We start from the raw sequence: 7,000 nt of genomic DNA, 5'->3' as shown, positions 1-7,000 counted from the left end.
GCGGACGACATCGAGGACGCCGATGACGAGGAACCGGCGGCCGAAACCGAGGCCGAAGCCGAGGCCGACGAGGACGAGGACGAGGAGGCCGGCGACGGGGTGACCCGGCGCCGCCGCCGGCGCCGCCGCAAGGGCGCCGGGGACGCCGACGGTGCCGCCGACGACGGCGTACACACCGTGATCAAGATCCGCGAGCCGCGCAAGACCGTCGACGAGGTGCAGGGCGTCTCCGGCTCGACCCGGCTGGAGGCCAAGCGCCAGCGCCGCCGGGACGGCCGTGAACAGCGGCGTACCCGGCCGCCGATCCTGAGCGAGTCCGAGTTCCTGGCCCGCCGCGAGGCCGTCGACCGGGTGATGGCGGTACGCCAGCGCGGTGACCGGACCCAGATCGCCGTCCTGGAGGACGGGGTGCTCGTCGAGCACTACGTCACCCGCGCGTCGGCCGGCACCATGGCCGGCAACGTCTACCTGGGCAAGGTGCAGAACGTGCTGCCCAGCATGGAGGCGGCCTTCGTCGACGTCGGGCGTGGTCGCAACGCGGTGCTCTACGCCGGTGAGGTCAACTGGGACACCACCGGGCTGGAGGGACGGGCCCGGTCGATCGAGCACGCGCTGCGCTCCGGCGACTCGGTCCTGGTGCAGGTCACCAAGGATCCGATCGGGCACAAGGGCGCCCGGCTGACCAGCCACATCGCCCTCTCCGGCCGGCATCTGGTCTACGTGCCGCACGGCAACGCCTCCGGCATCAGCCGGAAGCTGCCCGACACCGAGCGCAAGCGGCTGCGGGACATCCTCAAGAAGCTGGTGCCGGACGGTGCCGGCGTGATCGTCCGGACCGCCGCCGAGGGCGCGAGCGAGGACGAGCTGGCCCGCGACGTCAAGCGGTTGCAGGCCCAGTGGGAGGACATCCAGGCCAAGTCCGCCGAGGGCGGTGCGCCGGTCCTCCTCTACGAGGAGCCCGACCTGGTCATCCGGGTCGTCCGGGACCTGTTCAACGAGGACTTCCGCGAGCTGGTGGTGCAGGGCGAGGAGTCGTACGACATGGTCGAGTCGTACCTCTCGCACGTCTCGCCGGACCTGGTGCCCCGGCTGCGCCGGCACACGGGCAGCGCGGACGTCTTCGCCGAGCGGCGGATCGACGAGCAGATCCTCAAGGGCCTGGACCGGAAGGTCTTCCTGCCCTCCGGCGGTCACCTGGTGATCGACCGTACCGAGGCGATGACGGTCGTCGACGTCAACACCGGCAAGTACACCGGCGCCGGAGGCAACCTGGAGGAGACGGTCACCCGGAACAACCTGGAGGCGGCCGAGGAGATCGTCCGCCAGCTCCGGTTGCGCGACCTGGGCGGGATCGTCGTGATCGACTTCATCGACATGGTGCTGGAGTCGAACCGTGACCTGGTGCTGCGCCGGCTCACCGAATGCCTGGGCCGGGACCGGACCAAGCACCAGGTGACCGAGATCACCTCGCTCGGCCTGGTCCAGATGACGCGGAAGCGGATCGGCGCCGGGCTCCTGGAGGCGTTCAGCGAGACCTGCGACTGCTGCAAGGGCCGTGGCGTGATCATCCACACCGAGCCGGTGTCGGAGAAGTCCCGGCCGGCCGCCGCGGACAAGGTCAAGGCCGTCGCCTCGGCCACCTCCTCGGTCACCTCCGCCTCCACCTCCACGGCCACCTCTGCCGGGGCCCCGGCCCCGGCGTCGGAGGCGCCGGCCGCCGGTACGCGACGCCGTGGCCGGAAGGCCGCCGCACCGGAGCGGGTCGTCGTCGAGGCCACCGACCTCGACGACACCATGGGGTACGACCTGTCCCGGTACGAGACGGAGATCCCGGGGAACGACGACGCCATCGACACGGAACCGACCGAGCCGATGCGGTTGGCCGGCGCGGGCGATCCCGATGGCATCGAGGACACCGGCGAACCGGACGCGGAGACCGACCCGACGGAGACCGGCGGCGGTCGGCGCCGGGCCCGGCGTGGCGGAACGCGACGGCGTACCCGCCCCTGAGGCGGCGGAGCCGCCCTCGGGGTGGAGCCATTGCGCACGTACGGCTGGCGAACGCGTGCCGAGCGGTCTGCGGCACGGGCTGCGATGATGGCGGGGGATGTGGCTAGGCTGGTCACTCCTTCGCGATCATCGATCGGCCGGCACCCGTGCCGGCCGATCGCGCGCAGGGCCAGCCGTACCTCCGGAGGAGAAGAACATGCGACGCCTGCTGGTGACCGCTGCCGCCATCACCGTGCTGTCCATGGCCGCCGGCTGCTCGGGGGAGCGGGACGGCGCCGCCGGTCCCAGTTCGTCGGGCACCGGACCGTCGGGCGGTGCGCCGTCCTCGGGCGCCGCGTCGCCCGGTGCCACCGCACCGGGCCCGACCGGGTCGCCCGGCACGGACACCCGCCCGGCCGAGGGCAACGCCAAGGAGGTCTGCGAGACCGCCACCAAGGCCAGTACGACCTCCGTGCAGACCTTCGTCGCCGAGCTGGGCAAGTCGTTGCAGGCTGCCGGCGCCAACGACACCGCAGGCGCCCAGGCCGCCCAGCGCAAGGCGGAGGCGGCGTTGCGGACCTGGGGTACGGCGATGCGGGAGCAGTCCGCCAAGGCCACCGACGCGCGGCTCAAGGGCGTACTGGCCGAGATCGCGACCGAGGTGGGCACCATGAAGGCCAGCGTCGACTCCGTCGACGAGAACAAGCTCGACCAGTTGCAGCAGCGGCTCGACCAGCTCTGCGGGACCTGACCGCCGTCGCCGCGGTGCCGACGGAAGGCCGTCCGCCGATCCGGGAACGGGGCCCGGTTTGGGTGCCGGCCCCGACATGGCGTACGCTAACCTGCGGCGCGAATACGTGCCAGGTTCTCCCGTGCCCGCCCCCGCACCTCGTGCGGTCGAGCGGGCCTCGCGAACACCATCAGCCTCAACGACAGGGAGTCCGCGTCCGATGTACGCGATCGTCAAGACCGGCGGCAAGCAGTACAAGGTTGCCGAGGGCGACGTGATCGAGGTCGAGAAGCTGGTCGGTCAGCCCGGCGACGCGGTCAAGCTCACCGCCGTACTTCTCGTCGATGGTGACGACCTGGTGACCGACGCGGCGAAGTTGGCCAACGTCGCGGTGGCCGGCGAGATCGCCGCCCACACGAAGGGTCCGAAGATTCGGATCCACAAGTTCAAGAACAAGACCGGCTACCACAAGCGCCAGGGTCACCGCCAGCCGCTGACCCAGATCAAGGTGACCGGTATCACCAACGGTAAGTAAGCGTCCAGCGGAAAGTAAGGTCGTCCTCAGATGGCTCACAAAAAGGGTGCGTCCAGCTCGCGCAACGGTCGCGACTCCGCGGCGCAGCGGCTCGGCGTCAAGCGGTTCGGTGGGCAGGTGGTCAACGCCGGTGAGATCCTGATCCGGCAACGGGGTACGAAGTTCCACCCCGGTGACCTGGTCGGCCGGGGCAAAGACGACACGCTGTTCGCGCTGGCCGCCGGTGCGGTCCTGTTCGGCAACAAGCGCGGCCGCAAGGTCGTCAGCATCGTTCCGTCCGAGCGGTAACGTCAGCAACGTCAGCTTTCCGGCGGAGCGGGCCGCGGACCAGGTGTCCGGGCCCGCTCCGCCGTTTCATGTGCGGGTGCGGGAATCGTCGCCCTCCGGCCCCGGCCGGTCGGCGTCCGCCGTTCCCGGCTCGGTTTCTGGCACCGGTCTCCGGTGCCGATGAAAGGATTGGCAGCGTGACCACGTTCGTTGACCGGGTCGTACTGCACCTGCAGGCCGGTGACGGCGGGCACGGTTGCGCCTCGATCCACCGGGAGAAGTTCAAGCCCTTCGGCGGACCCGACGGAGGCGACGGCGGACACGGCGGAAGCGTGTCCCTGGTCGTCGACCCGCAGGTGCACACCCTGCTCGACTTCCACTTCCGGCCGCACATCAAGGCCGAGAACGGTCGTGGCGGAGCCGGCTCGAACCGGGACGGCGCCAACGGTGCCAACCTGGTGATCAAGGTCCCGAACGGTACGGTCGTGCACGGCGTCGACGGAACGGTGCTGGCCGACATGATCGGCGCCGGCACCACCTTCGAGGTGGCCCGGGGCGGTCGCGGCGGCCGGGGCAACGCCTCGCTGGCCAACGCCAAACGACGGGCGCCCGGTTTCGCCGAACTGGGCGAGCCCGGAGACCGGCTCGACGTCGTACTCGAACTCAAGAGCGTGGCCGACGTCGGCCTGGTGGGGTTCCCGTCCGCCGGCAAGTCCTCGCTGATCTCGGTACTGTCCGCCGCCAAGCCGAAGATCGCGGACTACCCGTTCACCACGCTGGTGCCGAACCTGGGCGTGGTTCGGATCGACGAGCACACCTTCACCGTCGCCGACGTGCCCGGCCTGATCCCCGGAGCGGCCACCGGCAAGGGGCTCGGCCTGGAGTTCCTGCGCCACATCGAGCGGTGCGAGGTGCTGGTCCACGTGGTGGACGCGGCGACCATGGATCCGGGCCGGGATCCACTCGCCGACATCGACGCCATCGAGGCCGAGCTGGCCGAATACGGCGGTCTGGCCGATCGTCCCCGACTGGTCGTACTCAACAAGATCGACGTACCGGACGGGCGTGACCTCGCCGACATCGTCCGGCCCGACATCGAGGCCCGGGGACTGCGGGTCTACGAGGTGTCGGCGGTGACCCGCGAAGGGCTGCGCGAGCTGACCTACGCGCTGGCCGAGATGGTCGAAGCGTCCCGGGCGGCGGCCCCGATCCTGGAGCCGACCCGGATCGTGATCCGCCCGACCGCGGTCGACGACGCCGGCTTCGTCATCGAGCGGGCCCCGGACGGTGCGTTCGTGGTGCGCGGGCAGCGGCCGGAGCGCTGGGTGCTGCAGACCAACTTCGACAACGACGAAGCGGTCGGCTTCCTCGCCGACCGGTTGGCGCGGCTGGGCGTGGAGGAGAAACTCGCCAAGGCGGGCGCCGAGCCGGGCAGCCTGGTCCGGATCGGCGAGCGCGAGTTCGACTGGCGCCCGACGCTGTACGCCGGAGCCGAGTACGTGCCGAGCGCACGGGGCACCGACAGCCGGCTGGAGGAGAAGTTGACCCGGGCGTCGGCGTCGGAGCGGCTGGCGGCCCGGAAGGCCCGTCGGCAGCGTTCACCGGAGGAGACGGCCCCCGGGGCACCGACCCTGGGGAATCCGGGCCTGGTGCAACTGGACGCGGACGGGTCGGATCCGGCGGATCCGACCCGGTGGGAGTCCGACCCGATCGACCCCGCTTTGGACGGGGCAGCGGACCGAGGGGCCGGCGACGAGGCCCGGCGCGCGGAATAGTCCCTTACGCTCCGTATCGGGTCCACCCGCGCGAAACCTTGTTGAAACGCATCCTGGTTAACGTCCGTAGGGTGCTGATTGAGTCACGTACGTCGTCGGACCCCGAGCTGGCCGCCCTGCTGGTGGCCCAGCAACGCGAGCTCCGGGAGGCCGACGGCGGTCTCGACGGGCAGGTCTTCGTACCGCACGACAACGCCCGCTATCTGGTGGGCGTGCTCGCCGGCCGGGCGGTCGCCTGTGGAGCCATCCAGGCGCTGGACCGGGACACGGCGGAGATCAAACGGATGTACGTCCGTCCGGCCCACCGCGGCCACGGCCTCGCCCGGCAACTGCTCGGCGCCCTGGAGGAACTGGCCCTCCGGGCCGGGCACAGCGTGCTCCGGCTGGAGACCGGCAGCTACCTCCCCGGAGCGATCCAGCTGTACATCTCGTCGGGCTACGCCGAGATCGCGGTCTACGGCGAATACGTCGACAACCCGTACAGCGTCTGCTTCGAGAAGCGGCTGCCGGTCCTGGCCTGACCGGACCTGCGTTCGGAGCACCGGACCTGCGTTCAGAGCAGCAGTCCGATGGCCCGCCTCGCCCGGTGCACCGTGTCGGCGGTGCTCTCCCGGGCCCGGTCGGCGCCGTCGGCGAGCACCCGCCGGACGTAGCCGGGATCCCGGGCGAGTTCGTCGTGGCGGAGCCGGATCGGCCGCAGCATCGCCTCGACGGCCTCGATCACCGCCGCCTTGAGCTGGGCGTACGACCGGTAGTCGGCGGCCAGCGCGGCGGGGGAGGCGCCCAGGCAGGCCGCCAGGACGTCCAGCAGGTTCGCCAACCCGGGGCGCCGCTCGGGGTCGTACTCGACGGTCCGGCCGGGGTCCGTCACCGCCCGCTGCACCTTGCGGCGGATCGCGTCGGGCGGGTCGAGCAGGAAGATCGTGCCGGCGTCGCTGTGGTTGGTCTTGCCCATCTTGGTGGTCGGATCGACCAGGTCCATCACCCGGGCCGACACCGTCGGACGTACCGCCCGGGGGATGGTGAAGGTGTCGCCGTAGCGGGCGTTGAACCGGGTGGCGACGGCCCGGGTGAGTTCGAGGTGTTGGCTCTGGTCGTCACCGACCGGCACCTCCTGGGCGTCGTGCAGCAGGATGTCGGCGGCCATCAGCACCGGATAGCTGAGCAGGCTCAGCCGGACCTGTTGCTGGTTCGCGGATTTCTCCCGGAACTGGATCATCCGCCGCGCCTCCCCGTAACTGGTGCTCGATTCGAGCAGGTAGTGCAGCTCGGTGTGCTGGGGCACGTGGGACTGCACGTAGAGGAGCGCCCGGTCCGGGTCCAGCCCGGCGGCGAGCAGCACGGTGGCCTGTTCCAGGGTGAACGCGCGGACCTGGGCCGGCTGGTGGGACACGGTGAGCGCGTGCAGGTCGGCGAGGAAGACGATCGTCTCGGCCCGGTACTGGGTGGCGACGATCGGCCGGATGGCGCCGAGCAGGTTGCCCAGGTGCAGGTGTCCGGTCGGCTTGAGCCCGGTGATCCGGCGTACCCCGCCGCTCGGGACGGTCGTACGGGTCGGGGTGGTCGTGCCGGCCGGGCTGGTCGTGCCCACCGGGGTGGTCGTGCCGACCGGGGTGTGCGGGGTCATGGGATGTGCTCCTTACCGGGTACGGCGACCGCCTCCGGGTGAGCGCATGCGAAACGGCCGCCCCGGAGGGCGGCCGT

Annotated in this window: 7 protein-coding genes; 6 read left to right on the top strand and 1 reads right to left on the bottom strand. The window is 71.2% G+C overall.

From position 1 onward, the window contains the following. From I0C86_RS29825 to I0C86_RS29800, 6 genes are all read left to right on the top strand, one after another. A partial coding sequence (locus I0C86_RS29825; protein WP_196204640.1) for an Rne/Rng family ribonuclease occupies window positions 1-2,010 on the top strand: 2,010 nt, incomplete at its 5' end. Window positions 2,011-2,206: 196 nt separating this feature from the next. Then, window positions 2,207-2,740 carry a hypothetical protein gene (locus tag I0C86_RS29820; protein WP_196204639.1) on the top strand — a complete coding sequence of 178 codons (534 nt, stop codon included), beginning with the start codon at window positions 2,207-2,209 and terminating at the stop codon, window positions 2,738-2,740. Window positions 2,741-2,939: 199 nt separating this feature from the next. Beyond that, window positions 2,940-3,254 carry a 50S ribosomal protein L21 gene (gene rplU, locus I0C86_RS29815; RefSeq protein ID WP_196204638.1) on the top strand — a complete coding sequence of 105 codons (315 nt, stop codon included), beginning with the start codon at window positions 2,940-2,942 and terminating at the stop codon, window positions 3,252-3,254. A gap of 30 nt (window positions 3,255-3,284) precedes the next feature. After that, window positions 3,285-3,542 (top strand): 50S ribosomal protein L27, encoded by a 258-nt coding sequence (gene rpmA / locus I0C86_RS29810; RefSeq protein ID WP_192771722.1) that lies wholly within the window; start codon window positions 3,285-3,287, stop codon window positions 3,540-3,542. Window positions 3,543-3,718: 176 nt separating this feature from the next. Then, window positions 3,719-5,296, top strand: coding sequence for a GTPase ObgE (obgE, locus tag I0C86_RS29805; protein WP_196204637.1), 1,578 nt, complete (start codon window positions 3,719-3,721; stop codon window positions 5,294-5,296). A gap of 71 nt (window positions 5,297-5,367) precedes the next feature. Further along, window positions 5,368-5,817: a GNAT family N-acetyltransferase gene (locus tag I0C86_RS29800; RefSeq protein ID WP_196204636.1), complete on the top strand. Its 450-nt coding sequence runs from the start codon at window positions 5,368-5,370 to the stop codon at window positions 5,815-5,817. A 32-nt stretch (window positions 5,818-5,849) separates the two neighbouring features. Here I0C86_RS29800 and trpS read toward each other — a convergent pair whose 3' ends face one another. Continuing rightward, complete coding sequence (trpS, locus tag I0C86_RS29795; RefSeq protein WP_196204635.1) at window positions 5,850-6,923, bottom strand: tryptophan--tRNA ligase; 1,074 nt, start codon at window positions 6,921-6,923, stop codon at window positions 5,850-5,852. Between the last annotated feature and the right edge of the window lie 77 nt (window positions 6,924-7,000).

This window comes from Plantactinospora alkalitolerans (genome assembly GCF_015690345.1).
Lineage (GTDB): Bacteria > Actinomycetota > Actinomycetes > Mycobacteriales > Micromonosporaceae > Plantactinospora > Plantactinospora alkalitolerans.
The sequence above is the reverse complement of the archived record's forward strand: the minus strand, read 5'-3'. Positions and strand labels throughout refer to the sequence as shown.

Excerpts from the sequence above, each read along its gene's own strand:
- trpS (WP_196204635.1), bottom strand. The coding sequence starts at position 6,923 with ATGACCCCGCACACCCCGGTCGGCACGACCACCCCGGTGGGCACGACC.
- I0C86_RS29820 (WP_196204639.1), top strand. The coding sequence starts at position 2,207 with ATGCGACGCCTGCTGGTGACCGCTGCCGCCATCACCGTGCTGTCCATG.
- rpmA (WP_192771722.1), top strand. The coding sequence starts at position 3,285 with ATGGCTCACAAAAAGGGTGCGTCCAGCTCGCGCAACGGTCGCGACTCC.
- rplU (WP_196204638.1), top strand. The coding sequence starts at position 2,940 with ATGTACGCGATCGTCAAGACCGGCGGCAAGCAGTACAAGGTTGCCGAG.